At 62.5% G+C, this 24,010-nt stretch carries 22 protein-coding genes; 7 read left to right on the top strand and 15 right to left on the bottom strand.

All coding sequences use genetic code 11. The features are described 5' to 3' along the window. Nucleotides 1–109 precede the first annotated feature (109 nt). From drt3a to C6P61_RS05595, 3 genes are all read left to right on the top strand, one after another. Complete coding sequence (drt3a, locus tag C6P61_RS05605; protein ID WP_211296929.1) at nucleotides 110–1,462, top strand: antiviral reverse transcriptase Drt3a; 1,353 nt, start codon at nucleotides 110–112, stop codon at nucleotides 1,460–1,462. Beyond that, nucleotides 1,455–3,503, top strand: a complete 2,049-nt coding sequence (gene drt3b, locus C6P61_RS05600; RefSeq protein ID WP_105728950.1) for an antiviral reverse transcriptase Drt3b — start codon at nucleotides 1,455–1,457, stop codon at nucleotides 3,501–3,503. Before drt3a ends, drt3b begins: the two co-directional genes overlap by 8 nt. A 468-nt stretch (nucleotides 3,504–3,971) precedes the next feature. Next, a complete protein-coding gene (locus C6P61_RS05595) occupies nucleotides 3,972–5,063 on the top strand; it encodes an RNA methyltransferase (RefSeq protein ID WP_105728949.1) in 1,092 nt (363 codons plus the stop codon). 48 nt (nucleotides 5,064–5,111) lie between these two features. On the opposite strand, the gene C6P61_RS05590 is transcribed toward C6P61_RS05595, so the two are convergent. Genes C6P61_RS05590 through C6P61_RS05565 form a run of 6 tightly spaced genes read right to left on the bottom strand, consistent with a single transcriptional unit; the run spans nucleotide 5,112 to nucleotide 11,371 of the window. Beyond that, on the bottom strand, nucleotides 5,112–5,633 hold the full coding sequence (locus tag C6P61_RS05590) for a molybdenum cofactor biosynthesis protein MoaE (RefSeq protein ID WP_244908781.1): 522 nt from the start codon (nucleotides 5,631–5,633) through the stop codon (nucleotides 5,112–5,114). Between the two features lie 13 nt (nucleotides 5,634–5,646). Then, nucleotides 5,647–5,898, bottom strand: coding sequence for a MoaD/ThiS family protein (locus C6P61_RS05585; RefSeq protein WP_105728947.1), 252 nt, complete (start codon nucleotides 5,896–5,898; stop codon nucleotides 5,647–5,649). A 6-nt stretch (nucleotides 5,899–5,904) separates the two neighbouring features. Then, nucleotides 5,905–7,284 carry a molybdopterin molybdotransferase MoeA gene (locus C6P61_RS05580; protein ID WP_105728946.1) on the bottom strand — a complete coding sequence of 460 codons (1,380 nt, stop codon included), beginning with the start codon at nucleotides 7,282–7,284 and terminating at the stop codon, nucleotides 5,905–5,907. A gap of 57 nt (nucleotides 7,285–7,341) precedes the next feature. Then, on the bottom strand, nucleotides 7,342–8,772 hold the full coding sequence (gene thrC, locus C6P61_RS05575; RefSeq protein ID WP_105728945.1) for a threonine synthase: 1,431 nt from the start codon (nucleotides 8,770–8,772) through the stop codon (nucleotides 7,342–7,344). Next, nucleotides 8,772–10,094, bottom strand: coding sequence for a homoserine dehydrogenase (locus C6P61_RS05570; protein WP_105728944.1), 1,323 nt, complete (start codon nucleotides 10,092–10,094; stop codon nucleotides 8,772–8,774). Before C6P61_RS05570 ends, thrC begins: the two co-directional genes overlap by 1 nt. Nucleotides 10,095–10,129: 35 nt before the next feature. After that, nucleotides 10,130–11,371, bottom strand: coding sequence for a pyridoxal phosphate-dependent aminotransferase (locus C6P61_RS05565; protein ID WP_105728943.1), 1,242 nt, complete (start codon nucleotides 11,369–11,371; stop codon nucleotides 10,130–10,132). A 52-nt stretch (nucleotides 11,372–11,423) separates the two neighbouring features. On the opposite strand from C6P61_RS05565, the gene C6P61_RS05560 reads away from it, so the two are divergent. The 4 genes from C6P61_RS05560 (at nucleotide 11,424) to C6P61_RS05545 (ending at nucleotide 15,420) form a co-directional block, all read left to right on the top strand. Next, the gene (locus C6P61_RS05560; protein ID WP_105728942.1) at nucleotides 11,424–11,798 is read left to right on the top strand and encodes an Mth938-like domain-containing protein; all 375 of its coding nucleotides are present in this window, start codon (nucleotides 11,424–11,426) and stop codon (nucleotides 11,796–11,798) included. Nucleotides 11,799–11,957: 159 nt separating this feature from the next. Next, nucleotides 11,958–12,434: a peroxiredoxin gene (locus tag C6P61_RS05555; RefSeq protein WP_105728941.1), complete on the top strand. Its 477-nt coding sequence runs from the start codon at nucleotides 11,958–11,960 to the stop codon at nucleotides 12,432–12,434. Nucleotides 12,435–12,626: 192 nt separating this feature from the next. Next, a complete protein-coding gene (locus C6P61_RS05550) occupies nucleotides 12,627–14,618 on the top strand; it encodes a PhoH family protein (RefSeq protein WP_211296928.1) in 1,992 nt (663 codons plus the stop codon). 46 nt (nucleotides 14,619–14,664) lie between these two features. Next, on the top strand, nucleotides 14,665–15,420 hold the full coding sequence (locus C6P61_RS05545) for a hypothetical protein (RefSeq protein ID WP_105728940.1): 756 nt from the start codon (nucleotides 14,665–14,667) through the stop codon (nucleotides 15,418–15,420). On the opposite strand, the gene dnaB is transcribed toward C6P61_RS05545, so the two are convergent. From dnaB to C6P61_RS05500, 9 genes are all read right to left on the bottom strand, one after another. Beyond that, nucleotides 15,402–17,867, bottom strand: a complete 2,466-nt coding sequence (gene dnaB / locus C6P61_RS05540; protein ID WP_105728939.1) for a replicative DNA helicase — start codon at nucleotides 17,865–17,867, stop codon at nucleotides 15,402–15,404. The genes C6P61_RS05545 and dnaB overlap by 19 nt on opposite strands. A gap of 108 nt (nucleotides 17,868–17,975) precedes the next feature. Next, a complete protein-coding gene (rplI, locus tag C6P61_RS05535; protein WP_105728938.1) occupies nucleotides 17,976–18,428 on the bottom strand; it encodes a 50S ribosomal protein L9 in 453 nt (150 codons plus the stop codon). Nucleotides 18,429–18,442: 14 nt separating this feature from the next. Next, complete coding sequence (gene rpsR, locus C6P61_RS05530; protein WP_105728937.1) at nucleotides 18,443–18,724, bottom strand: 30S ribosomal protein S18; 282 nt, start codon at nucleotides 18,722–18,724, stop codon at nucleotides 18,443–18,445. Nucleotides 18,725–18,736: 12 nt separating this feature from the next. Further along, nucleotides 18,737–19,027, bottom strand: a complete 291-nt coding sequence (gene priB / locus C6P61_RS05525) for a primosomal replication protein N (protein ID WP_105728952.1) — start codon at nucleotides 19,025–19,027, stop codon at nucleotides 18,737–18,739. Nucleotides 19,028–19,051: 24 nt separating this feature from the next. Next, a complete protein-coding gene (rpsF, locus tag C6P61_RS05520) occupies nucleotides 19,052–19,417 on the bottom strand; it encodes a 30S ribosomal protein S6 (protein ID WP_105728936.1) in 366 nt (121 codons plus the stop codon). Nucleotides 19,418–19,527: 110 nt separating this feature from the next. Then, nucleotides 19,528–21,612, bottom strand: coding sequence for a sodium:solute symporter family protein (locus C6P61_RS05515; RefSeq protein WP_105728935.1), 2,085 nt, complete (start codon nucleotides 21,610–21,612; stop codon nucleotides 19,528–19,530). Then, nucleotides 21,609–21,875, bottom strand: coding sequence for a DUF4212 domain-containing protein (locus C6P61_RS05510; RefSeq protein ID WP_105728934.1), 267 nt, complete (start codon nucleotides 21,873–21,875; stop codon nucleotides 21,609–21,611). The genes C6P61_RS05515 and C6P61_RS05510 overlap by 4 nt, the downstream gene beginning before the upstream one ends. 181 nt (nucleotides 21,876–22,056) lie before the next feature. Further along, the gene (locus C6P61_RS05505) at nucleotides 22,057–23,046 is read right to left on the bottom strand and encodes a Bug family tripartite tricarboxylate transporter substrate binding protein (RefSeq protein ID WP_105728933.1); all 990 of its coding nucleotides are present in this window, start codon (nucleotides 23,044–23,046) and stop codon (nucleotides 22,057–22,059) included. A 49-nt stretch (nucleotides 23,047–23,095) separates the two neighbouring features. Beyond that, the gene (locus C6P61_RS05500; RefSeq protein WP_105728951.1) at nucleotides 23,096–24,010 is read right to left on the bottom strand and encodes an SDR family NAD(P)-dependent oxidoreductase; all 915 of its coding nucleotides are present in this window, start codon (nucleotides 24,008–24,010) and stop codon (nucleotides 23,096–23,098) included.

The raw sequence follows: 24,010 nt of genomic DNA, 5'->3' as shown, positions 1-24,010 counted from the left end.
ACTTGTGTTAGCGGCTGTAAGGCTTATGCTTTAGCAGCTTGACCTGAGCAGAAACCGCTGGGTCAATACACGCATGGACAGCCACATTCGACTAACGGGGTAGTTAATAATGTCTATTGACCAGGCTTTTTCGTTAAAAAATCTAAATAAATTGCTTAATGAAGACCGCGAAAAGGGCGGCGATTTAGAAGAGCGGTACATCCCGGAAGCATACACCTTACGCACGCGTATTTATGAGTTAAAAAAATATAAGTCTCTCGTCCGTTACAAATATCGAACAGGTGTGGCAACAGCTCAACTTTACGAGCTTCGCACCGACCGATTAAATAAAGTCATAAAAGGGCGAAAAGAATCTCACTCTACGCTTGTGGATACCGTGCTGCAAAGAATTTCTGGCCAAATTTCGTCAAAAAATTTCAGGGTAGAACTTAATGTATTGCCAGCACCTATTAGAGACAAGACAGTATATGGGGTTGGCAGAGATCTAGCGCAAATTCTTGCTATAAGATTCGTGCAGAAAATTCTTAAGGATGTCTATCATATCGAGATGCCGCCTAGAGATATTTTAGTAGCCCAAGTCAAATCGCTGGCTATGGACGGTGCGCCAAAGATTATTCTGCGTGCGGACATAGAATCGTTTTATGAGTCTGTGCAGCATAAAGATTTGTTAGAAAGCATTCATCAATCACCCCAGCTCTCCGTATTTGTTAAGAGAATCATAACTCGGCTTTTAAGCGATTACTTAAAACTATCAGGTACAGATAGAGGATTACCTAGAGGGGTCGGGATAAGCGCATATCTATCGGAGATCTACCTAGCATATATAGACACCGAAGTCAGAAGGAATAATGAGATTTTTTATTATGCTAGATATGTGGATGACATGATAATTATGTTCGCACCCAAGAATAAGAACAAAGTCAATGAATATCTAACTTCCTTCGGCGAACTTCTCGCCAAGAAAGGCTTATCTCTGAATGATAAGACTAAAGTGTTAAATTTAATGGATGAACAGCAAGGAAAATTTACGTATCTTGGTTATGAATTTGACGTTTCCCCAAGCAACCGTGGCGTAAGAATGAGCACTGCTAAGCTCAAGAAGTATCGGGAGCGCATAGAAAAATCTTTTAACGACTATCATGCTAAAGTAGCGTTTATTCCCAAAAAGGCAGCCAGAGAACTTATCACAAGGAGCCTATTCTTAACGGGAAATATGCGGCTTTTTAATAGAAAAAGTAATGCGTTTATTGGCATATACTATAGCAACAAGCATATAACCGAACTTTCTCAACTGAGAGGTTTGGATGGTTTTTTTCTAGCCAAGATCAATTTATTAACGGATACTGCGCTAAAAAGGAAACTCTCTCGATTATCTTTTGAAAATGGATTTATCAAAAAAGAGTTTAGAAACCTCAGCACAAAAAATCTCTCAGAAATATCTCGAGGATGGAAGCATGCCTAAGAAAGCACTATCAATAAATTTTCCAATTCAGAGAGTGGTGCTTTCTGATGTTCTACCATATGAAGTACCTATTGTATTCTCAAACAAGTACTTCTATAGATTTCTTTGTGAGCACGACATAAGGTTCTTAGGCTCAAAAATAGAGTGGGAATCCAAGGATAGTGTTCTCGATAAACTGGTTAAGATATTACTGAGCATTCCACCAGATGTTATTGTGAAACGTGACACCACTAGCATCCGAGAGAAATCTTACGTTGATGTTTCTCAAACGAAAACGGATTATCACAGCGTTCCGTTTGCTTTCTTCACAACGCATAAGCAAGATCAGCTGCGACAACTTTCTCTTATGCATCCTAAAGCCCAACTATTGGTCGTGGAATTTTATGATCAATATAAAGACCTTATTATTTACTTTGCTGGAAAAAGTAATTTTAGCTTGCGATCCCCTAAGAGGGTTGCAGGTTGTACGTTCATAGATAGCAGAACCCTAATAGAAAAACAGGATCAACTTGATTCCTTGGTCGAGGTTTCTGGCGAAAACTACGAAAATTTAAGATCTTTTTTTGTTTACGAGAAGTTCAGTAATGTCTTTAAGTTTTATGAGTCTTCGGAGCATCTTCAGTGCGAGCGCGATTTTAAGTTTCTAACAAAGTATGATATCTCTGGTTGTTTTGATGGCATCTACACTCATTCTCTTCCGTGGGCTATATATGGAAAGAGCTACTCAAAGGTATACATGACGCCTTTGAAAGAATCTTTTGGCAGTAAATTTGATTCTTTGATGCAAAGGATAAATTACAACGAAACAAATGGCATCCTAATTGGCCCCGAAGTATCTCGGATATTCGCTGAAATTATTTCACAAGCTGTAGATGCAGAGGTGTCGGCTTGCCTCATGGAAAAAGGATGGAGGCTTAACCAAGACTTTAAAATCTACAGATATGTGGATGATTATTTCGTTTTTTACAATAGCGAGGAGTGCTGCCATCAAGCTAAAATGCTACTTCAAGAGATTTTAAAACGATTCAAGCTGTCTCTAAACAAAGGTAAGGAAGAAACCTTGTCGAGACCCATAATCACTCCAATATCAATTGCCAAGAAAAAAATATCAGACTTGCTTGACAAGTCGCTTACCTGGAACATTGCAAGCGATTTAAAAGATGGTGAGAGTCGTCCTCGAGGAGAGATCTATATAAGGCGATCAACCTTAGTTACCGACTTTAAGTCAATTCTTTCAGCCTCCGGTGTTGGGTACGGCGACGTGCTCAACTATTCGCTTTCCGTGGTTGAAAGGAAGGTAGGCGCATTAATTGATTCTTATGCCAAAATAGAAAAACTACCAGACCTTGATAAGGGATTATCTAAGGCGCTAGAGTCTCTATTGTGGTTTGTTTTTTTCGTTTACGCTGTCTCACCCAAGGTAAACACAACTATGAAGCTGTGCAGAATCTGTCAGCGAATATTGGCGTTTTACAGTGAGAATCCGATTGGACTTAACTATGGGGCTCTAATCTCACAAGTTATACATAAAAGATGCACTAGCATCATTGATAAGTATTCGGATGGCAAAGGTGCTCGGATTGAAATTATGTATCTATTGGTACTGATGGGGCAACTTGGAAAAAACTATCGCGTAAGCGAGAGCCTTCTTGCTCGTTGTTTCGGATTCGAGAAAATTGATGGGGTTTATACAGTAAAAAATGAAATAGATTACTTCTCCATAATCACATTATTATTCTATATAGGCAAGAAAGTTAGATATTCCGGGATTAGATCAGCATTGGAAACCTGTATTCTCCAACGCTTCTCTCAAAATCGCGGATCTTTGATTGGTAACTCAGAGATGACTCATCTGGCATTAGATCTTTTGGTGTGCCCATACGTTAGAAGAGAAACGAAAGAGTCCATACTGAGTTATTATGGAATGCCCGGCTCAGATCTTTCGCGACTCCAATCTTATAATGACTACTGGTTTACTAAATGGGCTAACTTCGATTTTTCCAAAGAGCTGGACGCCAAGGTTAGCCAGGAGGTATACTGATACTACGCGCTGCATGCACTACGAAGACCGTTTGCGGTCGCACACACCAGCGTTTTGGGCGAGTTGTTCTATGTACGAAAGCTTGCTCTCCTAAGGTCCGCATGCATCTTGGGGTCTTGACTCCTCGCCACCTCTCAGGAAGCCTAGGCTGACTGAAGAGGTGGCAGGGGGCTAGATTGTGAAATCCTCAGTTTTACTGCCCCGCCAAGCGGCGCGGTATCTTTTCACCCTCTTTACTAGGCTTCTTGTGGCCGCTTTATTGGCGCCTGCGCGGCGTGTCAGCAGCAGGCATGCCCCGAAAATGGGGTAAATTTGTCGCGCAGGTCACCAAACTGGCCAGCGGGCCGTCAAAGAACGCCGCTCTGGCTCACTGAAGAATTTTTCCGGGACGACTAGGTATCGGCTTCCACGCGGAACCAGACCCTGAGCCAGAACACTGTGCGCCCGTAGTGCTAGCATCCCCCCTCCATGCAGATCCAAGACATCAGGCAGCGCCTGCGCGCGCTCGCCGCCCGCCCCGTCCACGAAGACCGCATCCTGCGTGCCTGGCTGCAGGCGCGCCCGCTCGACCAGGGCCGGCGCCAGGCCGAGCATTTCTTTCCGCTACCGCTGCGCGAAGGCCTGCCGGCGCTGTCGGCCGATCTCGACGGGCTGGCGCGCGTCAACAGCGTGCACCCAGGCTCTGACGGCTCGGCGCGGCTGCTGGTCGAACTGTCAGATGGCCAGACGGTCGAGAGCGTGCTGCTGCCGCGCGGCGGCGTCTGCGTCTCGACCCAGGTCGGCTGCGCGGTCGGCTGCCAGTTCTGCATGACGGGCCAGAGCGGCCTGCTGCGCCAGATCAGCTCGGCCGAGATCGTGGCCCAGGTCGTGCTCGCGCGCCGGCTGCGCCCGGTCAAGAAGGTGGTGTTCATGGGCATGGGCGAGCCCTCGCACAACCTGGACAATGTGCTCGAAGCGATCGAACTGCTCGCCAGCCATGGCGCGATCGGCCACAAGAGCCTGGTGTTCTCGACCGTTGGCGACCCGCGCGCCTTCGAGCGCCTGCCGCAGGGCCGCGTCAAGCCCGCGCTCGCCGTGTCGCTGCACACGACCGATGCCGCACTGCGCGCGCGCCTGCTGCCGCGCGCGCATCGCATCAGCCCGGTGGAACTGGTCGAACGCGCCGAGGCCTACGCGCGCGCCACGGGTTATCCGATCCAGTACCAGTGGACGCTGCTCGAAGGCATCAACGACAGCGACGAGGAACTCGAGCGCCTGGTGCCGCTGCTGAAGGGCAAGCTGGCGATGATGAACTTCATCCCGTTCAACTCGGTCGAGGGTTCGGGCTTCAACCGTCCTTCCGAGCAGCGCGCCTGGGAGATGACCCAGCATCTGCGCCGCCACGGCATCATCGCCTGTCTGCGCGATTCGGCCGGGCAGGATGTGGATGGCGGTTGCGGCCAGCTGCGCGCGCGGGCGCTGGGCCAGCAGCCGGATCAGGAGACGGCTGGCAAGCCCATGACCGAAGCCCCGCTGAACTTCATGAAGCGGGAAAAGACCCCGGCGACCCCGACCTGTTGACCGCCCCTTGCAGCGGGAGGTTTACCGCGCGATTGATCAGGATCTCGATCAGGCGTTGCCCGAGGCGATGCCCCAGCGCGCCAGCGCGGCGTCGTCGCTGACGCGCGCATCGACCCAGCGCGCGCCCGCTGGCGTGACTTCCTTCTTCCAGAACGGGGCCTGAGTCTTCAGGTAGTCCATCAGGAATTCGCAGGCCTGGAAGCTTTCTCCGCGATGCATCGAGCTGACCGCCACCAGCACGATCTGGTCGAGCGGCTGCAGCAGGCCGACCCGGTGCACCACGCGCGCGCCCAGGATGTCGAAGCGCTCGAAGGCCTGCTCCATCATGGCCTCGATTGATCGCTCGGTCATGCCGGGGTAATGCTCGAGCTCCATCGTCGCGACCGACGCGCCCTCGTTGCGGTCGCGCACGGTGCCAACGAAGCTGCAGACCGCGCCGACGGCCGGCATGCCTTGGCGCAAGGCCGCGACTTCTGCGCTCAGGTCGAAGTCCTCGTGCCGGATGCTGACGCTGGCGCGGCGTGCACCCAAGCCGGCCCCTCCCCCTTCGGCGTTGTGGGATACTGCCAACGGCGTACCCATATTAGCCCCCCGTCACGGGCGGAAAGAAGGCCAGCTCGGCGCCTGGGCGCAGGGCAGCTTCGTCGCTGACCATGACCTGATCGAGCGAGGCCCGCACCGCGCGGCCACGCGCCAGCACCTCGGCCCAGACGCCACCGCGTGCGATCAGCTCATCGCGCAGCGCGCCGACGGTCGCGGCCTCGGTCTGCCAGCTCAGGCTGGAACTGCCGAGCGCCTCGCGGATGGAGGCAAAGAATCGGATCTCGATCTGCATGCGGTTTCAGCCCAGCAGGGCCGCCATGGGAATGAAGGGCACGCTGTCGCCGCGCGCGATGGTGCGCCCGGCCGGCAGGTCGACCAGGCCATCGCACCAGGCCACCGAGGTCAGCACGCCCGAACTCTGGTTCGGGAACAGGTCGAGCCCGCCCGCGGCATTGAGCCGCGCGCGCAGGAACTCGCGCCGGCGATCGGCACGCGGCCAGTCGAAATGCGCCGGCAGGAAAATGGCGGGCGGCAGCCCATCGGCCGCCACCGGTACGATCCCGAGGCCGGACGACACGCCCTGCAGCCGCTGCAGCAAGGGCCGCACCAGCAACAGGAAGGTCACGAAGCTAGAGACCGGATTGCCCGGCAGGCCGACGAAATGGCAGCGGCCGGCCGTATTGCCCGCCTCGCCTACCTTGCCCGCCTCGGCCGACTCGGTCGCTTGGCCGACCTGACCCGCGCGCGCGATCCAGCCATGGGCAAACGGCTTGCCGGGCTTGATCGCGATCTGCCACAGGTCCAGCCCGCCGAGTTGCTGCACGGCCGGCTTGACATGGTCTTCCTCGCCGACCGAGACGCCGCCGCTGGTCACGATCAGGTCATGCGATTCGGCAGCCTGGCGCAGCGCCTCCAGCGTGGCCTCGCGCCGGTCCGGCACGATGCCCAGATCGCTGACCTCGCAGCCCAGGCGCTTGAGCAGCACAGCCAGGAAATAACGGTTCGAGTTGTAGATGGCACCCGGCGCCATCTGCTCGGGCGCGACCTCGCCCGGCATGACCAGCTCGTCGCCGGTCGAAAACAGCGCCACGCGCAGGCGCGGGCGCACCGGCAGCTCGGCCAGGCCCAGGCTGGCGGCCAGGCCCAGCTCGGCCGGTCCGAGGCGTGTACCAGCCGGCAGCACCGTGTCGCCCAGGCGGATATCCTCGCCGCGGCGGCGGATGAAGGCACCCGGCTCGGGCACGCTGGAGAAACGTGCCAGGCCCTGGCCCTGCTCGTCGAGGCTGGCCTCGACCTCCTCCTGCATCACCACCGCGTCGGCCCCCGCGGGCAGCGGTGCGCCGGTGAAGATGCGCGCGACGCTGCCCGCCTGCAGCGCCGGGCCGAAATGGCCGGCCGGGATGCGCTGCGACACCGCCAGCGCCTGGCCGGCGGCCACGGCGGCCGCCAGCTCGGCGCGGTTGACCGCGTAGCCGTCCATCGACGAGTTGTCGAAGCCCGGCACGTCAAGCGCCGAGCGGATGTCCTGCGCCAGCACGCGGCCGTCGGCCTCGAGCGTGGCCACCGTCTGCTGACCGCCGAGCGGCTGCGCGGCGCCCAGCAGCTGCTCGAGCGCCTGCTCCAGGCTCATCAGGCCGGGACGGCGCGGGACTGGAACTGCAGGAACTTCATGACTCATGGCGGCAACCGGACTGGTGAAGGGACAGGCAAGCGAACGGTGACAGGCCGGAAGGCCTCAGTCGGCGCAATGAGCGACGATATAGGCCTTGACCTGCGCGACATCGGCCGGCATCACCAGCACGCGCTTCGGGAGCGCCTCGATGCCGTCGAACTTGGCCGGACGGCTCGGTTCCTGGCCCAGCGCCTCGACGATGGTGCCGGCAAACTTGATCGGCAGCGCGGTCTCGAGCACGATCATCGGCACGCCCGCGCTCAGATGCTCGCGCGCCACCTTGACGCCGTCGGCGGTGTGGGTGTCGATCATCTGGCCGAAACGCTGGTAGGTGTCGCGGATGGTGTCCAGTCGATTCGCGTGCGTGCTCTTGCCGCTGACGAAGCCGTAGCGGGCAGCAGCCTGCGCGAACTGCGGGTCGGCGCTCAGGTCGAAGCGGCCGTCGCGGTTCAGTGCGTCGCCGAACAGCGCCTTGACGCGCGCGCCATCGCGGCCCAGCAGGTCGAACACGAAGCGCTCGAAATTGCTGGCCTTGGAGATGTCCATCGACGGGCTCGAGGTCTCGAAGGTATCGGCGCTGCCACGCACGCGGTAGATGCCGGTGCGGAAGAACTCGTCGAGCACATCGTTCTCGTTGGTCGCGACCACCAGCTGGTCGATCGGCAGGCCCATCATGCGCGCGACATGGCCGGCGCAGACGTTGCCGAAGTTGCCGCTCGGGACCGTGAAGCTGACCTTCTGCGCGTTGCTCTCGGTCGCGTACAGGTAGCCGGCAAAGTAGTAGACCACCTGGGCCAGCAGACGGGCCCAGTTGATCGAGTTGACGGTACCGATCTTGTACTGGCGCTTGAACTCGAGGTCGTTGCTGACCGCCTTGACGATGTCCTGGCAATCATCGAACACGCCATCGATCGCGATGTTGTGGATGTTGGCGTCGAGCAGGCTGAACATCTGCGCCTGCTGGAACGGGCTCATGCGACCGTTCGGGCTGGTCATGAAGACGCGCACGCCCTGCTTGCCGCGCATCGCGTACTCGGCTGCGCTGCCGGTGTCACCAGAGGTCGCGCCCAGGATGTTGAGCTGCTCGCCGCGGCGCGCCAGTTCGTATTCGAACAGGTTGCCCAGCAGCTGCATCGCCATGTCCTTGAAGGCCAGGGTCGGGCCGTTGGACAGGGCTTCGATCAGCAGGCCGTCTTCGAGCTTACGCAGCGGGACGATTTCCTGGGTGCCGAACACCTGCTCGGTGTAGGTCTTGGCGCACAGCGCGCGCAGGTCGTCAGCCGGGATGTCGTCGATGTAGAGCGACAGCACTTGATAAGCGAGTGCAGCATAGCCCTGCTCGCGCAGGATCTTGCGCCAGGCGTCGAGCGTAGCGCCGTCGACCTGCGGGTAGGACTCGGGCAGATACAGGCCGCCGTCGGGCGCCAGGCCCTCGAGAAGGATTTCGCAAAAGCGCTTGCGCTCGGCGTGGCCGCGGGTGGAGAGGTAGCGCATCAGGCCAGTTCCTCCTTGCGGATGCGGGCGATCGGCGCCAGCACCGTCGGCAGCGCCTGCATCTGGGCCAGCGCGTCGTTCATCGTGCCTTCGCGCGTGTCATGGGTCAGGATGATCAGGTCGGTCTGGGCCGCGCCCTCGCCGGCCACCTCGTCGGCCTCGCGCTGCAGCACCGCGTCGATGCTGATGCCCAGGCCGGCCAGGATGCCGGTCACCTGGGCCAGCACGCCTGCCTTGTCGGCCACGCGCAGGCGCAGGTAGTAGCTGGTCACGACTTCGCTCATCGGCAGCACCGGCAGGTCGCTGAGCTCGCTGGGCTGGAAGGCCAGGTGCGGCACGCGATTCAGCGGGTCAGCGGTGTGCAGGCGGGTGATGTCGACCAGGTCAGCGATCACGGCGCTGGCGGTCGGCTCGGAGCCGGCACCCTTGCCGTAGTAGAGCGTGGTGCCGACGGCATCGCCCTGCACCACGACGGCATTCATCGCGCCTTCGACGTTGGCGATCAGGCGCTTGGCCGGCACCAGGGTCGGGTGCACGCGCAGCTCGACGCCGCCCTCGACGCGCTTGGTGATGCCCAGCAGCTTGATGCGGTAGCCCAGTTGCTCGGCGTACTTGATGTCGGCCGCGCCGAGCTTGGTGATGCCTTCGACATAGGCCTTGTCGAACTGGACCGGGATGCCGTAGGCGATCGCGCTCATGATCGTGGCCTTGTGCGCCGCGTCCACGCCCTCGATGTCGAAGGTCGGGTCGGCTTCGGCATAGCCCAGGCGCTGCGCTTCCTTCAGCACCACCTCGAAGTCCAGGCCCTTGTCGCGCATCTCGGACAGGATGAAGTTGGTGGTGCCGTTGATGATGCCGGCCACCCACTGGATGCGGTTGGCGGTCAGGCCTTCGCGCAGCGCCTTGATGATCGGGATGCCACCGGCCACCGCCGCTTCGAACGCCACCATCACGCCTTTGGCCTGCGCCGCGGCGAAGATCTCGGTACCGTGCACGGCCAGCAGCGCCTTGTTGGCGGTGACCACATGCTTGCCGGCGGCGATGGCTTCGAGCACCAGCGCCTTGGCGATGCCGTAGCCGCCGATCAGCTCGACCACGATGTCGATCTCGGGGTTGGCGATCACGGCGCGCGCGTCGTTGACGACCTGCACGCCCTCGCCCACTGCCGCCCGGGCACGCTCGACGTCGAGGTCGGCGACCATGGTGATCTGGATGCTGCGGCCGGCACGGCGGGTGATTTCTTCCTGGTTGCGCTTGAGCACGTTGAACGTGCCGCTGCCCACGGTGCCTATGCCCAGCAGGCCGACTTGGATCGGTTTCATCGGATGTTTTCCAGTTGCAAAAATTGAAAGGGAGGTCAGGCGCGGTCGGTACCGTGGCGCTTGCGGAAGTTGGCCAGGAAGCGCGCGATACGACCGACCGCATCGGCCAGGTCGTTCTCGTGCGGCAGATAGACCAGGCGGAAGTGATCCGGCGTCGGGTAGTTGAAGCCCGTGCCCTGCACGATCAGCACCTTCTCCTCGGCCAGCAGTTCGTAGGCGAACTGCTGATCGTCGGCAATCGGATAGATCTCGGGGTCCAGGCGCGGGAACATGTAGAGCGCCGCCTTGGGCTTGACGCAGGTCACGCCCGGGATCTCGGTCAGCAGCTTGTAGGCGAGGTCGCGCTGGCGGCACAGACGCCCGCTCGGCGCCACCAGGTCGTCGATGCTCTGGTAGCCGCCCAGCGCGGTCTGGATCGCGAGCTGGCCCGGCGTGTTGGCGCACAGGCGCATCGAGGCCAGCATGTTCAGGCCCTCGATGTAGTCGCTGATGCGGCGCTTGTCGCCCGAGACGATCATCCAGCCGGCACGGTAGCCACAGCTGCGGTAGTTCTTCGACAGGCCGTTGAAGGTGATGAAGGGCACGTCATCGGCCAGCGAGGCGATCGAGGTGTGGACATTGCCGTCGTACAGCACCTTGTCGTAGATCTCGTCGGCAAACACGATCAGGCCGTGACGGCGCGCGATCGCGACGATCTGCAGCAGCACCGCGTCCGGATACAGCGCGCCGGTCGGGTTGTTCGGGTTGATGATCACGATGCCCTTGGTGCGGGGCGTGATCTTGCGCTCGATGTCGGCCAGGTCCGGGTTCCAGTCCGACTGCTCGTCGCAGATGTAATGCACCGGCGTGCCGCCCGACAGCGAAATCGAGGCCGTCCAGAGCGGGTAGTCGGGCGCGGGCACCAGGATCTCGTCGCCCGGATTGAGCAGCGCGTTCATCGACATCGCGATCAGCTCGCTGGCGCCGTTGCCCAGATAGACATCCTCGACCGTGACGCCGGCGATGCGCTTTTCCTGACAGTAATGCACGACCGACTTGCGCGGCGCGAACAGGCCCTTGCTGTCGGTGTAGCCGGCGGCCTGCGGCAGGTTGCGGATCATGTCCTGCACGATCTCCTCGGGCGGCTCCAGCCCGAACACCGCCAGGTTGCCGATGTTGAGCTTGATGATCTTGTGGCCGTCTTCCTCCATCGCCCGCGCTTTGTCCAGCACGGGTCCACGGATGTCGTAGCAGACGTTGTCCAGCTTGGCGGATTTATGGATGATGGGGGCTGGCATGGTCTCAACCTCGGTGAAACCTATAATTTCACCACACTTTTGAGCTCACGCCATGAAACTCCAGCCCGACCGCTTCGACACCCTGTTCATCAATGCCTATGCAGAGGACTGGATCGCCGTCAGCGGCGAGAAAAAACACCACAGCCTGGTCGTGAGCTCGCAGGGCCGCTGCAGCGACTGGGGCTGCCAGAGCTTCGCCGAGCTGAGCGCCGCGCATTTCGCCCGCCTGGCCGACGAGGCGCCCGAGGTGGTGATCTTCGGCAGCGGCGCCAAGCTGCGCTTTGTCTCGCCCGCGCTGCTGCGCGGCCTGATCGAGCGCGGCATCGGCGTCGAAACCATGGACACGGCAGCAGCCTGCCGCACTTACAACATTTTGGCCCAGGAGGGTCGCCGGGTGGTTGCCGCGCTGCTGCTGGAGACCTCCTGAGCCAACGCGCAGCCGCCCGCCTGGGAGATGGGCGCGCTTCGGGGTAAAATAGCAGGCTGATTCCCGTAGCCATGCGCGCATGGACGGCCCTTGACAAGGTCGTCAAATGTCGTGCACGGCGGCATATTACCTTACCCGATCCGAGCAGGGAGCCGAACAATGGCCGTTGTCGTCAATAAACTTATTCCTGAATTTGAAGCCAATGCGACCGGGGGTGTCAAGGTCAGCAACCAGTCGCATCACGGCCAAGTCGTGGTGCTGTACTTCTATCCCAAGGACAACACCCCGGGCTGCACCACTGAAGCGCTGCAGTTCCGCGAGTATTTCAAGCATTTCGTCGAGGAAGGCGCTGTCGTCTTCGGCGTCTCGCGCGACAACATGAAGTCGCACGACGAGTTCAAGCTCAAACTCGAACTGCCGTTCGAGCTGATCGCCGACACCGAAGAAAAGATGTGCCACATGTTCGGCGTGGTCAAGAACAAGATCATGTACGGCAAGAAGGTCAAGGGCATCGAGCGCAGCACCTTCCTGATCGGCGCCGACGGCCAGCTCAAGCAGGAGTGGCGCGGCCTCAAGGTTCCCGGCCATGTCGAGGAAGTGCTGGCTGCGGTCAAGGCGCTCAAGCAGGCCGCCTGAGTTTCAGCCAGGCCGGACCCTGCGCCTGGTCGCAGCAGACCCGGCAGGCAGCAGCGGCCTCTTGCCGCCGACAGGCATGGTGCTGATGCATAATGGTTCGCATGTCACAAGGCATTGAAACGAACCCCTTTGCCACCCCATCATCCCTAGCCGCCCGGTGATCCTGGCGGCTTTTTGCTTTCTGGTCAGCCCATGCCCCTGCCCCCCGCCCCCTCCCGCAAAGCCGCACGAGTCCCGACCGAGGCCTTCGAGGTCAAGGCCAGCCGCAAGACCGTGGCAAGCCAGCCAGTCGCCGATGCCGACAGCTCGAGCCCGGACTTGTCGCTGGCATTGCCCGTGACGGTCGCGAGCGCCCCGGCTCCGGCCAAGACCGTGCGCCGCCGCCGCGCAGCCGCGCCTGCCGCTGAAGTCGTGCTGGCGGCGGAGACCGGGACCGCCGCAGTCGGCACGCTGGTGGCCGCCCAGGCGACAGCCGAGCCGCAGATCGGCACGGCAAGCGGGACCGCCACCCAGGCCAGCCCGGCAGTCAAGCCGGCGCGCAAGGCTGCTGCACGCAAGAAGGTCGCCGCGGCCAGCGCGGTCGCACTGCCCAGCGCACAGCCGCTGCCTGTTGCGGCTGCTGCTGTTGTGGTCACCGACGCCGTGGCGCCAGCCAAGCCACGGGTCGAAGCCGTGACCAGCGCCAAGGTCGCCAAGGTCGCGGCTGCAGCAAGCGCCGCCCTCCCCGCCGAGGAAGCGGTCCAGCCGACGCGCAAGGCCAAGGCGGCTATCAGGCCGCGCAGCCATCAGGCGCGCGCCGCCTCCTGCCTGTTCGTGCTCGACACCAATGTGCTGATGCATGACCCGATGTCGCTGTTCCGCTTCGAGGAGCATGACATCTACCTGCCGATGATCGTGCTCGAGGAGCTCGACGGTCACAAGAAGGGCATGACCGAGGTCGCGCGCAACGCGCGCCAGGTCAGCCGCTCGCTCGACCAGCTCGCAGCCAAGAGCGGCGGCGACATCACGCAAGGCCTGCCGCTGGCGGCGATCGGACACAAGGAGGCCACCGGCCTGCTGCTGTTCCAGACCGAACCGCTCGACGTCACGCTGCCGGCCCTGCCCCAGGGCAAGGCCGACAACCAGATCCTCGGCGTCGTCAAGGCCTTGACCGAACGCTACCCCGGGCGCGGCGTGGTGCTGGTGTCCAAGGACATCAACATGCGGGTCAAGGCGCGCGCGCTCGGCCTGCAGGCCGAGGACTATGAAAACGACAAGGCGCTGGCCGACGACGAACTGCTCTACCCGGGCTGGCTGGCACTGCCGGCCGACTTCTGGACCCACCAGAGCCAGAAGATCGAGAGCTGGACCCAGGGCCCGCATACCTTCTACCGCATCAGCGGCCCGATGGCCGAGCAGATGAACCTGAACCAGTTCGTCTACTTCGAGGCACCGGGCGAACCCGCGCTGCACGCACGCGTGACCGAGGTGCGCGGCAAGACCGCCGTGCTCAAGACGCTCAAGGACTACAGCCACCTGAAGAACGCGGTCTGGGGCGTCAGCAGCCGCAACCGCGAGCAGAACTTCGCGCTCAACCTGCTGATGGACCCGGAAGTCGACTTCGTGACGCTGGCTGGCACGGCCGGCACCGGCAAGACGCTGATGGCGCTGGCCGCCGGCCTGACCCAGGTGCTCGACGAGCGCCGCTACACCGAGATCATCATGACGCGCGCCACCGTCAGCGTCGGCGAGGACATCGGCTTCCTGCCCGGTACCGAGGAAGAGAAGATGGGCCCCTGGATGGGCGCGCTCGACGACAACCTCGAGTTCCTGGCCAAGGGCGAAGGCGGCAATGCCGGCGAATGGGGCCGCGCGGCCACCAACGAGCTGATCCGCAGCCGCATCAAGATCAAGAGCCTGAACTTCATGCGCGGGCGCACCTTCATGAACAAGTACGTCATCATCGACGAGGCGCAGAACCTGACGCCCAAGCAGATGAAGACGCTGATCACGCGCGCCGGCCCCGGCACCAAGATCATCTGCATGGGCAACCTGGCGCAGATCGACACGCCCTATCTGACCGAAGGCAGCTCGGGCCTGACCTATGCGGTCGACCGCTTCAAGGGCTGGCCGCATGGCGGCCACATCACGCTGGCGCGCGGCGAACGCTCGCGCCTGGCCGACTACGCCAGCGACGTGCTGTAAGCCATCACCCCCTCTCAATCAGCGCCCGCCTCGTGCGGGCTTTTTCATGAGCGAAGATCGCGTGCCAGACCTGCTTGTTGCCTATTTCTCGACCGATGATGCGCTGCGCAGCCGAAGCGTCAGCGACCGCTTGCTGACGGGACTATTGGAGCTGCCAGCGCCCCCGGCAAGACTGAGCGCCGATTGGCAGCGCGAGACCTTGCGCCTGGGCCTGGAAGCGGGCGATGTCGAGCCGCTGTCGCTGGCCAGGTCGCGCACGCGCTGGCCGGACTACCGGCTGTGCCTGCAGGCGATCAGCGACTGGATGGATTCACTCGGCCTGCCAGGGCTGCTGGAGCACTCCGAGTTGGCCTTGATGGCCTGCCGCGGCGCGCGCTATCACCATGACGCGGCACAGTACGGATCGGCGGCCTTTTGCAACCTGTTCCTGAGCGAGGACCGGGGGCAGGACCTGCATTTTCCGGCCACGGGGCAGCGCATACCGCTGCAAAGGGGCCGGGTGGTGATCTTCGACACCGCCCAGCCGCATGCCGTGATCAACCGGCACCAGGATGGCTTCGATCCGGACGATTTCCCGGCCGAATCGGACTGCAGCCAGGTGTTCCTGAGCTGGGAGCTGCCGATCGAGCAGGCCGGACTGGCACGCGCACTGGGAATCGACTTCGACATCGACCCGACGACCGCCGCACGACTGGATCAGCAGCAGGTCTGGCTCGACGGCGCGCCAGCCGAGCCATGCCCGGAAACGGGGCGCTGGCGCCAGATCGACGCCAGGCAGTCGGCTCAGAAATCGTCCGAGTAGCTCGCCAGACTCTCGAAGCGGGTCAGCATGTTCATGAAGGCGAGCTTGACGGTGCCGGTCGGGCCGTTACGCTGCTTGGCGATGATGATCTCGGCCACGCCGGGCTCCTTGCAGGCCTCTTTCGTGTAGTACTCGTCGCGGTAGATGAACATGATGATGTCGGCGTCCTGCTCGATCGCACCCGATTCGCGCAGGTCGGACATCATGGGCCGCTTGTCGGCACGCTGCTCGACCGAGCGGTTCAGCTGCGACAGCGCAATCACCGGACATTGCAGTTCCTTGGCCAGCATCTTGAGGCCGCGCGATATCTCGCCGAGCTCGGTGGCGCGGTTGTCGTTGTCCGAACTGCTGCCGCTCATGAGCTGCAGGTAGTCGACCACGATCAGGCCGAGCTTGCCGCACTGGCGCGCCAGGCGCCTGGCGTTGGCGCGCAGCTCGCTCGGCTTCAAGCCTGGCGTCTCGTCGATGTGCAGCGAGACGGTGCGCAGGCGCTCGATCGCCTCGGTCAGGCGCGGCCATTCGTCATCGGTCAGCTTGCCGGTGCGCAAGTGGCCCTGGTTGATGCGGCCGATCGAGCCCACGATACGCACCGCGAGCTGGGCGGCGCCCATTTCCATCGAGAAGATCGCAACCGGCAGGCCTTCGTTCAAGGCCACATGCTCGGCGATGTTGACGGCGAAAGCGGTGTTGTGCGTGACGACATCGCCGTCGGTGATGTAGAGCCGGTCCGGATGGCTGACCGCGATGCACTGGCAATCCGCCTCGCGGCTGGGCATGATCGACTGAACAGTCAGCAGCTTGCGGCGTTGCCGCGTCTCGGGCAGGCGCGCCAGCTTGTCGGACAGCAGGAACAGCGACCGGGGTTGCGGATGCGCGATGTTGCAGACATAGGCCGGCAAGCCAGCGATCCGCATGCCAGCCAGGTTGCGGCAATGGGGCTGCTTTTCGTTGATCGAGCACCAGCCACCCAGCGAACGCACCAGCTCGGCCATGTCCTCGGCGAGTTGGCGGCTCGCAGTGGAAAAGCGCACGCTGCCCCAGCGCTCGACCCAGCCATCGGTGTCGAGCAGGCCGCGCAGCAGGTCCAGTCTTGCCTCGCGTCCGGCTTCCAGGTAGAGGCGCGGAATGAACTTCTCGTCGCTGGCCAGCCCGGACAGGCGCAAGCTGTCGAGCGCCGTGCGCAGCGGATTGGGCTGCGAGCCCTTGATCCCGGTCGGATGGCCCCGGTCCTCGCGCACGATCCGGTAGTCGTAGCGGTCGGCATGGGTGATTTCCATGCCGGCGCCGACGCGCGCCTCCAGCGTGGCCAGGATCTCGGTCGAGGCGGTGGCAAAGCGCACCGTTCCGGTCCCCGTCAGGTTGCCGTCGCCCAGCAAGGCGCCGAGCACCCAGGGATCAACCGGCAGGGCTTCCTGGTGGCCGAACTGACCGTCATGCGGCTCGATCCAGAGCCGATCCTGGTAGCGCTGGCGGGTCAGCAACTGACGGATCTCGGCCGTCGCAAGCACGCGCGGCGCCTCCCAGTGTCGGCAATTGACGCGCCAGAGATGCTCGTCGCAGCACTCGGCCGAGCGCCCGTCGGACAAGGTCACGCGCCAGACCGCCTTGCGGCCCTGCGGAAAAATGCCGGTCACGATCGAGGGCCGGCCATCGACCGAGGCCAGCGCCATGCCGATCTCGAGTTCGCCCATGGTTTTCCAGCCCGTCAGCGTGCGAACCCGGGCATCAAGCGGCTGCGCCTTGCCCATCGAGGGTCTGGCCGCCAGCACCACCATGTCGCCGGCCTGCAGGCCCGAGGTCATGCGGTCGAGGTCGACGAAGCCGGTCGGCACTCCGGTGACATCGTTCGGGTTGTCGGCCATCTCGTTGACGCGGTCAAGCAGGTCGACCACCAGCGTATCCATCGACTGGAAGCCCTGCTTCATGCGGGTGCCCTCCTCGCCGATGTTGAACACCTTCTGTTCAGCCTCGTCGAGGATCTCGGCGACCTTGGAGCCCTTCGGGTTGAAGGCGCGGGTCGCGATGTCGTCGCTGACCTTGATCAGCTTGCGCAGGATCGAGCGCTCGCGCACGATCTCGGCATAGCGTCGGATATTGGCCGCGCTCGGCACATACTGGGCCAGCTGGTTCAGGTAGCCCAGCCCCCCGATCTTGTCGGCCTGCCCCTCGCTCTCGAGCTGCTCGAACACCGTGATCACGTCGGCCGGCTTGTTGGCGTTGATCAGCTTGGCGATCGCGCCGTGGACCAGTTGGTGCTCGAAGCGGTAGTAGTCAGAGTTCTGCAGCAGATCGCCGACGCGGTCCCAGGCGCTGTTGTCGAGCAGCAAGCCGCCGAGCACACTGGACTCGGCTTCGATCGAGTGCGGCGGCACGCGCAGCTGGGCGACCTGTCGGTCCTCGGAGGGCGCAGACAGGAATGCATCGTCGGGCGGAAAAACGTCTGACACGGGGGGTCCTTTCGAGCCTGGATCTTAAGTCCTGCGCATGACGCAGACGAAGGCAGAAACAAAAACAGCCGGCATCAGCCGGCTGCTCTTGTTGCGCGAAGGCAGGTATCAGGCAGTTTCGCCCAGCACCGCAACGTTCACGTCAACGACCACATCGGTGTGCAGGCCAACGGAGACGGTGTACTCGCCGACGTTCTTCAGCAGGCCGTTGGGCATGCGGACTTGAGCCTTGGCGACAGCGAAGCCTTCCTTGTTCAGGGCGTCTGCGATGTCGTGGTTGGTCACGGAGCCAAACAGGCGACCGTCGACGCCGGCCTTCTGCGACAGCTTGACGGTGAAGCCAGCCAGCTTCTCGCCGACGGCTTGCGCCTCGGCCAGCTTGGCAGCGGCTGCCTTTTCGAGTTCGGCGCGGCGAGCTTCGAATTCGGCAATCGCGTTCTTGGTGGCGCGACGGGCGCGGCCGGACGGGATCAGGAAGTTACGGGCGTAACCGTCCTTGACCTTGACGATATCGCCCAGGCCACCCAGGTTGACAACTTTGTCGAGCAGAATGATTTGCATGGTATTCGCTCCTATCAGACGCGGTGCTGGTCGCTGTAGGGCAGCATGGCCAGGAAGCGCGAACGCTTGATGGCGGTGGTGACCTGACGCTGGTAGATCGCGCGGGTGCCAGTCAGGCGAGCCGGGATGATCTTGCCATTCTCGGAGATGAAGTCACGCAGGACATCGACGTCCTTGTAGTCGACTTCCTCGACGCCTGCCACGGTGAAGCGGCAGAACTTCTTGCGCTTGAACAGCAGCGATTGGGTGTTGCGCTTGGGGCGCTTGTCTTTGTTGAAACGCTTGGGTGCAGCCATGATGGTGCTTCCTTAACTGAGAGGTGTGAAATCCTGGATCTGGAGAACGACGCCTTTGCCGTTGCGCGAATTGACGAGGAACCCGGAGAACTCGAAACCCTTGCCCAGCGTTTGCCGGGCCAGTGACTCGGCTTGGTGACCGAAGGCGGTGGCCCTCAGCTCCAGCCTGACTTGGCGGGCTTGCCCCAGTTGCTCGGCCTGTGACTGGTGTTCGAGCACCATGTCCAAGGCGGGCAGTCCGACTGGCGTATGACGCAGGGGGTAGACCTGCGCGATGACGGCAGCCAGTACGAGGCGGTTCACTTCATCCTGTGCGCGCGGCAAAAATTAGGCGGCGTTTTCCTGCTGCTGGGACTTGCGAGCTTCTTCGCGCTCGACAGCCTTCATCATCGAAGACGGGCCGGTTTCAGCCTTCTTCTTCTGGATCGTCAGGTGACGCAGGACGGCGTCGTTGAACTTGAAGGCGTGCTCCAGCTCGGACATCACAGCCTGATCGGCTTCGATGTTCACGCACAGGTAATGTGCCTTGGACAGCTTGTTGATCTGGTAAGCCAGTTGACGGCGACCCCAGTCTTCCACGCGATGGATCTGACCGCCACCGGTGGTGATCATGCCCTTGTAGCGCTCCAGCATGGCCGGAACTTGTTCGCTTTGATCCGGATGGATCAGCAGAACGATTTCGTAGTGACGCATGGTCTCTCCTTTTGGTTGAAACAGCCGCCCCCAGCGTCAACAGGGGTACGGCAAGGCAAGCCTGCGATTATAAGCCGAAACCAGCTCTGTCGCAAAGGCTGAGGCACTGGTCAGGCCTGGCCCGGGCTGCGCAGGCGCTCGACCAGGGCCTGCGCCTCGGGCGGCGGCGGCGGGGTCAGCCAGCTCACCAGCAGGATGACGGCAAAGCCCAGCGGCACGCCGAAGACACCGGCCGAGATCGGCTCGATGCCCCACCAGAGCTGGACCGGTCCGTCCAGCCCGAACAGCGAGCGCAGCCAGGGCTGGGTGGTCGCGACGTAGTAGACGGTCAGGCCCAGGCCGGCCAGCATGCCGGCGGCGGCGGCCGGACCGGTCGCGCGCTTCCAGAAGATGCCCAGCACCAGCGCCGGAAAGAAGGCCGAAGCCGCGAGCGAAAAGGCGGCCGAGACCAGGAACAAGATGTCGGCCGGCTTGAGCGCGGCGATATAGGCCGCGATCAGCGCCATCATCAGCAGCACGACCTTGGTCAGCGTGACGCGGCGCGCGGTCGAGGCGCTCGGGTCCACCATCTTGAAATAGAGGTCGTGGCTCAGCGCATTGGCCATGGTCAGCAGCAGCCCGTCGGCGGTCGACAGCGCGGCGGCCAGCGCACCGGCGGCGACCAGGCCCGAGATCACGAACGGCAGGCCAGCGATCTCGGCCGAGGCCAGCATGATCACGTCGCTGCCCAGGCTGAGTTCGTTGAACTGCAGCAGGCCGTCGGCATTGATGTCCTTGAAGTGGATCAGGCCGGCATCGACCCGGCTCCAGGCCGAGACCCAGGCCGGCAGCTGGTCGATCCGGGTGCCGACCAGCTGATACAGGATCTCGTGCTTGACCAGCACGGCCAGCGCGGGTGCGGTGAAATAGACCAGCGCGATGAAGAACAGCGTCCAGGCGACCGAGTTGCGCGCAGCCTTGACGCTGGGCACGGTGTAGTAGCGCGCCAGCACATGCGGCAGGCTGGCCGTGCCGACCATCAGGCAGAACACCAGCGCCAGGAAGTTCAGCCGCGAGGACTGGAAATCGAGCTGCTGGGCGGCGCTACCGGCCGGATCGCCCGCATAGGGCTGCGCATGCGGCGGCATGCCGCCCAGCGGCAGCATCTTGGACTCAGCCTCCTCGAGCTCGCGGCTCCAGAGCCGGCGCGCCCCGGCCTCGTCGCGCGGCAGCTGATAGAGCGCGCGCTCGGCGGTCGCGATGTCCTCGGGCGTCGCTGGCAGCTGGCGCAGGTCGTCGAGCCAGAGCTGGGCCAGCGCGCGGTCCTGGGCCAGGGCCAGGGACGGGTTCTCGAGCTTGGAGCGCAGCAGGTCAGCCCGGTGGCGATACAGGCTCATGACCTCGCGCTCGCGCGGGTCGCGCGCCAGTTCGCGCTCGCGCTCGCTGACACGCTCGAGCTGCTGGCCGTAGACCAGCTGCGGCAGCGGCGAGCCGGTCTGCTTGACCGAGAGCCAGGCCACCGGCAACAGGAAGGCCACCAGCATCACCAGGTACTGCGCGACCTGGGTCCAGGTGATGGCACGCATGCCGCCCAGGAAGGAGCAGATCAGCATGCCGCCCAGGCCGAGGAAGACGCCGAGCTCGAAGGCCAGGCCGGTCAGGCGCGAGGCGATCAGGCCGACCCCGTACAGCTGCGCCACCACATAGGTGAAGGAACACAGAACCGAGGCAAGCACGCCCATCATGCGCGGCCAGTGGCCGCCGTAACGCTCGCCCAGGAAGTCGGGAATCGTGAAGCCGCCAAAGCGGCGCAGATAGGGCGCCAGCAGCAGGCTGACCAGGCAATAGCCGCCGGTCCAGCCGAGCACGAAGGCCAGCCCGTTGTAGCCCTGCAGGTAGAGCGTGCCGGCCAGGCCGATGAAGGAGGCCGCCGACATCCAGTCGGCCGCGGTGGCCATGCCGTTGTAGAGCGCCGGTATACGGCGGCCGGCGACATAGTATTCGACCGGATCAGTAGTGCGGCTGATGATGCCGATGCCGGCATACAGCGCCACCGTCGAGAGCAGGAAGATCAGGCCGATGGCCTCGCGCGACAGGCCCAGGCTCTCCAACCAGGACAGGCTCAGGATGAAGACGACGAAGCAGGCCACATAGGCGCGGTAGACGCGATTGAGCTGGCGGCCGTAGCCCGGCTCACCAGCGCCAGCTGGCCTCATGCCGGAGGCCGCCCGGGGGCATCGAGCTGGCGGTCATCGAGCCGGTTCATGATCCAGGCGTAGCCGGTCACGATCAGCAGATAGACCAGCAGCGCGCCCTGGGCCGCGAGCCAGAAGTTGAAGCCCCAGCCTAGGAAGATGAAGTCGAGCTCGCGCGCGAACCAGCCCAGGCCGAAGGTCACGACAAAGCCCAGCAGCAGGCCGGCAGCGATCAGCCAGCGGTTCAGGCGCCAGTAGCGTTCGGGGCTCAGGGGTGTTGACATCGGAGGGCGAATATAGCAGCAGCGTCAATCCCGACCGCGGGCACGACTGTCACGCTATTGTCGTGTGTACTTCCCTACGCGATCCTGACAGCAAGAAACAGCAGGAAAATGGTCCCTGAATCAGATTTCACCCCATGCATTGATTCAGAAAACCATTCCCATCTACTCGAATCGAGCGCCGTCAGTCGCCGCGAAAGCCGCTGTTGCGCACGACCTCGGCCCAGCGCACGGTCTCGGCCTGCACCATCTTGCGCGCCTCGGCCTGGCTGCTGCCCGAGACGGTGAAGCCAGCCTCCTCCAACCTCTTGCGCGTCTCGGGGGTCTGCACGGCCTTGACCATCTCGCGCTGGACCAGGTCCATGACTGGCTGGCTGGTGCCAGCCGGCACGAAGATCACGAACCAGGCCGAGAAGTCCGCCTTGGGATAGCCGCTTTCAATGAAGGTCGGCACTTCGGGCAGCAGCGCTGAGCGCTTGGCGGCCGTGGTGGCGAGCGCGCGCATCTTGCCGCCCTTGACCTGGGCCATTGCCAGCGGGGTGGACATCAGGGCGCCTTGCACCTCGGCGCTGCCGAGCGCCGTGATCACGTCAGCGGTCTGGCGGTAGTGGATCACCTCCGTCTTGTAGCCGGCCATCTCGGCCAGCATCACGGCACCGAAATGGCCCGGAGTGCCGGCACCGAAGGTGGCGAAGTTGACCTTGCCGCCCTGGGCCTTGGCCAAGCGGGCGAACTCGTCCATATTCCTGGCCGGCGAACTGGCCGGGACCACCAGCACAAAGTCGGTGCGGGCGATTTCCGTCACTGGAATCAGCTGCTTTTGCGGGTCGTAAGGCAGCTTGGAGAAGGCCGCGGGCGCGATGCTGATGGATGACAGGTCGGCCAGCAGCAGGTTGTAGCCGTCGGCCGGGCTCTTGGCTGTCGCGGCAGCGGCGATCTGGCCGCCAGCGCCGGAGCGGTTGTCGACCACGACCGACTGCTTGATCAGGTCGGCGAATTGCTGGCCGGCGGTGCGGGCCAGCAGGTCGGGGCCGGTGCCGGGCGCAAAGCCGACCGCCAGCTTGACCGGCTTGTCGGGATAGACCTGGGCCCAGGCCGTTGGCAGGGCGGAGCCCAGTGTCAAGGCGATGCTGCCGGCCAGCAGGTGGCGGCGGGTGACGTGGCTGTTCTTCATGGTGTCTCCTCTTTTTCTCTGTGGGTGATGAAATCAAACTGAGGCAGGTCTAGAGCGGCGGCATTCCGAGGCTTTGCGGCTCGATGCCCACCGAGCTGTCCCAGACCCGGGCGATGTCCTCGGCGCTCCAGCCGCCTTCGCGGTAGGCCGAGCGCAGCTCCTGCGGGTGCGACCACAGGCTCAGCTTGTCGCCGCCCAGGCCGATGCACTGGCCCGTGATGTGGCGTGCCTGCTCCGAGGCCAGGAAGACCAGCAACGGAGCGACATCGGCGGACGTGCCCAGGCCCATGCGCTGGCGCAGCTCGGTCGGCAGCGGCTCGCCGCGCGCCACCGCTTCGGCATAAGGCGCGAACGCCGGCATCGAGACCACCATCTGGGTATAGGCCACCGGCACGATGGCGTTGACCGTGATGGCGGACTTGGCGCATTCCATGGCCCAGGTGCGCGCGAAGCCCGCGATGCCGGCCTTGGCCGCCGAGTAGCTGGTCTGGCCGAAGTTGCCACGCTGGCCGGCCGGCGAGGCGATCAGCAGCAAGCGCCCGCCTTGTCCCTGCTCGCGCATGCGGCGCACAGCCGAGCGGGCACAGGTGAAGGTGCCGCGCAGGTGGGTGTGGATGACGGCGTCGAAGTCCTCGTCGCTCATGTTCCACAGCACGCGGTCGCGCAGGATGCCGGCATTGGCGCACAGGATGTCGAGCCGGCCCCAGGTGTCGACGGCCTTGCTGACCAGGCGATCGGCCGCTTCGGCCGTGCCCACCGGCACGACCTCGTGCACCGCCTGGCCCCCCTCGGCCAGGATGGAGGCGACGGCGGCCTCGGCCGTGGCGGGATCGATGTCGTTGACCACGACGCGGGCTCCGGCGCGGGCCAGGGCCTGCGCGAAGGCCAGTCCCAGGCCGCGGCCACTGCCGGTGACGATGGCCACCTGGCCGCTCAGGCTGATGGGTTTCGATGGATGGTTCAT

Source organism: Malikia spinosa (assembly GCF_002980625.1).
In the GTDB taxonomy this organism is placed as follows: Bacteria; Pseudomonadota; Gammaproteobacteria; order Burkholderiales; family Burkholderiaceae_C; genus Malikia; species Malikia spinosa.
Note: the sequence above shows the minus strand (reverse complement) of the source record. Positions and strands in the feature narration are given on the sequence as shown.

Bases quoted from the DNA above. Each gene is read 5' to 3' on its own strand.
- C6P61_RS05585 (WP_105728947.1), bottom strand. From the start codon at position 5,898: ATGCAGATCGAGATCCGATTCTTTGCCTCCATCCGCGAGGCGCTCGGC.
- C6P61_RS05555 (WP_105728941.1), top strand. From the start codon at position 11,958: ATGGCCGTTGTCGTCAATAAACTTATTCCTGAATTTGAAGCCAATGCG.
- C6P61_RS05505 (WP_105728933.1), bottom strand. From the start codon at position 23,046: ATGAAGAACAGCCACGTCACCCGCCGCCACCTGCTGGCCGGCAGCATC.
- rplI (WP_105728938.1), bottom strand. From the start codon at position 18,428: ATGCAAATCATTCTGCTCGACAAAGTTGTCAACCTGGGTGGCCTGGGC.
- C6P61_RS05510 (WP_105728934.1), bottom strand. From the start codon at position 21,875: ATGTCAACACCCCTGAGCCCCGAACGCTACTGGCGCCTGAACCGCTGG.
- C6P61_RS05565 (WP_105728943.1), bottom strand. From the start codon at position 11,371: ATGCCAGCCCCCATCATCCATAAATCCGCCAAGCTGGACAACGTCTGC.
- C6P61_RS05500 (WP_105728951.1), bottom strand. From the start codon at position 24,010: ATGAACCATCCATCGAAACCCATCAGCCTGAGCGGCCAGGTGGCCATC.
- C6P61_RS05550 (WP_211296928.1), top strand. From the start codon at position 12,627: ATGCCCCTGCCCCCCGCCCCCTCCCGCAAAGCCGCACGAGTCCCGACC.
- C6P61_RS05545 (WP_105728940.1), top strand. From the start codon at position 14,665: ATGAGCGAAGATCGCGTGCCAGACCTGCTTGTTGCCTATTTCTCGACC.
- drt3b (WP_105728950.1), top strand. From the start codon at position 1,455: ATGCCTAAGAAAGCACTATCAATAAATTTTCCAATTCAGAGAGTGGTG.
- thrC (WP_105728945.1), bottom strand. From the start codon at position 8,772: ATGCGCTACCTCTCCACCCGCGGCCACGCCGAGCGCAAGCGCTTTTGC.
- C6P61_RS05580 (WP_105728946.1), bottom strand. From the start codon at position 7,284: ATGAGTCATGAAGTTCCTGCAGTTCCAGTCCCGCGCCGTCCCGGCCTG.
- drt3a (WP_211296929.1), top strand. From the start codon at position 110: ATGTCTATTGACCAGGCTTTTTCGTTAAAAAATCTAAATAAATTGCTT.
- rpsF (WP_105728936.1), bottom strand. From the start codon at position 19,417: ATGCGTCACTACGAAATCGTTCTGCTGATCCATCCGGATCAAAGCGAA.
- C6P61_RS05570 (WP_105728944.1), bottom strand. From the start codon at position 10,094: ATGAAACCGATCCAAGTCGGCCTGCTGGGCATAGGCACCGTGGGCAGC.
- C6P61_RS05515 (WP_105728935.1), bottom strand. From the start codon at position 21,612: ATGAGGCCAGCTGGCGCTGGTGAGCCGGGCTACGGCCGCCAGCTCAAT.
- C6P61_RS05595 (WP_105728949.1), top strand. From the start codon at position 3,972: ATGCAGATCCAAGACATCAGGCAGCGCCTGCGCGCGCTCGCCGCCCGC.
- rpsR (WP_105728937.1), bottom strand. From the start codon at position 18,724: ATGGCTGCACCCAAGCGTTTCAACAAAGACAAGCGCCCCAAGCGCAAC.
- C6P61_RS05560 (WP_105728942.1), top strand. From the start codon at position 11,424: ATGAAACTCCAGCCCGACCGCTTCGACACCCTGTTCATCAATGCCTAT.